The organism is Neisseria maigaei, from assembly GCF_958267405.1.
Classification (GTDB): Bacteria; Pseudomonadota; Gammaproteobacteria; order Burkholderiales; family Neisseriaceae; genus Neisseria; species Neisseria bergeri.
In genome coordinates this window covers 1-1222 of sequence record NZ_CATQFT010000017.1, presented here as the reverse complement: position 1 = coordinate 1222, position 1222 = coordinate 1, and the positions used below count along the sequence as shown (strand labels likewise).

Below are 1222 nucleotides of genomic sequence, written 5' to 3'. Positions count from 1 at the left end.
CTGAGAGATCCCCTCATAATTTCCCCAAAGCGTAACCATGTGTGAATAAATTTTGAGCTAGTAGGGTTGCAGCCACGAGTAAGTCTTCCCTTGTTATTGTGTAGCCAGAATGCCGCAAAACTTCCATGCCTAAGCGAACTGTTGAGAGTACGTTTCGATTTCTGACTGTGTTAGCCTGGAAGTGCTTGTCCCAACCTTGTTTCTGAGCATGAACGCCCGCAAGCCAACATGTTAGTTGAAGCATCAGGGCGATTAGCAGCATGATATCAAAACGCTCTGAGCTGCTCGTTCGGCTATGGCGTAGGCCTAGTCCGTAGGCAGGACTTTTCAAGTCTCGGAAGGTTTCTTCAATCTGCATTCGCTTCGAATAGATATTAACAAGTTGTTTGGGTGTTCGAATTTCAACAGGTAAGTTAGTTGCTAGAATCCATGGCTCCTTTGCCGACGCTGAGTAGATTTTAGGTGACGGGTGGTGACAATGAGTCCGTGTCGAGCGCTGATTTTTTCGGCCTTTAGAGCGAGATTTATACAATAGAATTTGGCATGAGATTGGATTGCTTTTAGTCAGCCTCTTATAGCCTAAAGTCTTTGAGTGACTAGATGACATATCATGTAAGTTGCTGATAGGTTTCCAGTTTTCCGCTCCTAGGTCTGCATATTGTACTTTTCCTCTTACTCGACTTAACCAGTACCAACCCAGCTTCTCAACGGATTTATACCATGGCACTTTAAAGCCAGCATCACTGACAATGAGCGGTGTGGTGTTACTCGGTAGAATGCTCGCAAGGTCGGCTAGAAATTGGTCATGAGCTTTCTTTGAACATTGCTCTGAAAGCGGGAACGCTTTCTCATAAAGAGTAACAGAACGACCGTGTAGTGCGACTGAAGCTCGCAATACCATAAGCCGTTTTTGCTCACGGATATCAGACCAGTCAACAAGTACAATGGGCATCGTATTGCCCGAACAGATAAAGCTAGCATGCCAACGGTATACAGCGAGTCGCTCTTTGTGGAGGTGACGATTACCTAACAATCGGTCGATTCGTTTGATGTTATGTTTTGTTCTCGCTTTGGTTGGCAGGTTACGGCCAAGTTCGGTAAGAGTGAGAGTTTTACAGTCAAGTAAGGCGTGGCAAGCCAACGTTAAGCTGTTGAGTCGTTTTAAGTGTAATTCGGGGCAGAATTGGTAAAGAGAGTCGTGTAAAATATCGAGTTCGCACAT

At 45.2% G+C, this 1222-nt stretch carries 1 protein-coding gene; it reads right to left on the bottom strand.

Translation table 11 applies throughout. The features are described 5' to 3' along the window. Positions 1–13 precede the first annotated feature (13 nt). Positions 14–1222, bottom strand: a complete 1209-nt coding sequence (locus tag Q3O06_RS04970; protein ID WP_006250222.1) for an IS4-like element ISVsa5 family transposase — start codon at positions 1220–1222, stop codon at positions 14–16.

What these genes read in the sequence shown, in the direction of transcription:
- Q3O06_RS04970 (WP_006250222.1), bottom strand. Translation starts at nt 1,222, where the DNA reads ATGTGCGAACTCGATATTTTACACGACTCTCTTTACCAATTCTGCCCC.